Here is a 1,272-nt window from a genome sequence, read left to right as displayed (position 1 = left end):
GGCCCGAAAGAAAGGTAGGAGGCCATGACGAAAGGTCTGCACGTGCCTTCCGAGATCGGCAAGCTCAGGAAGGTCTGCCTGCACCGTCCCGGCGACGAGCTCCTCAACCTGCCGCCCGACGAGCTCGAGCGACTCCTGTTCGACGACGTCCCGTTCCTGGAGGTCGCGCAGCAGGAGCACGACACCTTCGCCCAGATCCTGAGGGACCAGGGCGTGGAGGTCCTCTACCTCGAGAACCTCGTCGCAGAGGTGTTCGACCAGGTCCCCGGCGCCCGCGCCGAGTTCACCGACCAGTACATCGCCGAGGCAGGCATCCGCGGCCAGCAGATGCCGCAGATCGTCCGCGAGAAGCTGGACTCCATCGAGGACAACCTCGAGTTCGTCAAGAAGACCATGGCCGGCATGACCAAGGCCGAGATCGACATGCCCCTCACGGCGTCCACGACCCTCGACTCCCTGGTCAACTCCGAGTCCGAGTCCGACCTGATCATCGACCCGATGCCCAACCTCTACTTCACCCGCGACCCGTTCGCGGTCGTCGGCGAGGGCGTCAACCTCAACCGCATGTACTCGGTCACCCGCAACCGCGAGACCCTGTACGGCAAGTACGTCTTCAAGTACCACCCCGACTACAAGGACGTCTCCCTGTACTTCCGCCGCGACTGCCAGTTCCACACCGAGGGCGGCGACGTGCTGAACATCAACGAGAAGACCCTCGCCGTCGGCATCTCCCAGCGCACCCAGGCCGCCGCTATCGACGTCATGGCCCAGAACATCTTCTGGAACTCCGACTCCAAGGTCGAGCGCATCCTGGCCTTCGACATCCCGGTCTCGCGCGCCTTCATGCACCTCGACACGGTCTTCACCCAGATCGACGTCGATAAGTTCACGATCCACCCCGCCATCATGGGCACCCTGCGCGTCTACGAGCTTACCGCCGGCAAGAACCCGGGCGACGTGAACATCCGCCTGATCGAGGACACCCTCGAGCACGTCCTGGAGGACGCCACCGGCGTCGACCAGGTCAAGCTGATCCCCTGCGGCGGCGGCGACCCGATCGCGGCCTCCCGCGAGCAGTGGAACGACGGCTCCAACACCCTGTGCGTCGAGCCCGGCAAGATCTGCGTCTACGCCCGCAACACCGTCACCAACGACGTGCTGTACAAGGAGGGCCTGGACCTTCTCGTCGTGCCCTCCGCCGAGCTCTCCCGCGGCCGTGGCGGCCCGCGCTGCATGAGCATGCCCTTCTGGCGCGAGGACCTCTAAGGTTTT

1 protein-coding gene is annotated in these 1,272 nt (G+C 65.0%); it reads left to right on the top strand.

Annotated elements, in window-relative coordinates; genetic code table 11:
- Positions 1 to 24 precede the first annotated feature (24 nt).
- A complete protein-coding gene (arcA, locus tag DW195_RS10245) occupies positions 25 to 1,266 on the top strand; it encodes an arginine deiminase (protein WP_117774421.1) in 1,242 nt (413 codons plus the stop codon).
- The last annotated feature ends 6 nt before the right edge of the window (positions 1,267 to 1,272 follow it).

Origin of the sequence: Collinsella sp. AM17-1 (assembly GCF_003470665.1) — a bacterium.
GTDB lineage: Bacteria > Actinomycetota > Coriobacteriia > Coriobacteriales > Coriobacteriaceae > Collinsella.
The sequence above is the reverse complement of the archived record's forward strand: the minus strand, read 5'-3'. Positions and strand labels throughout refer to the sequence as shown.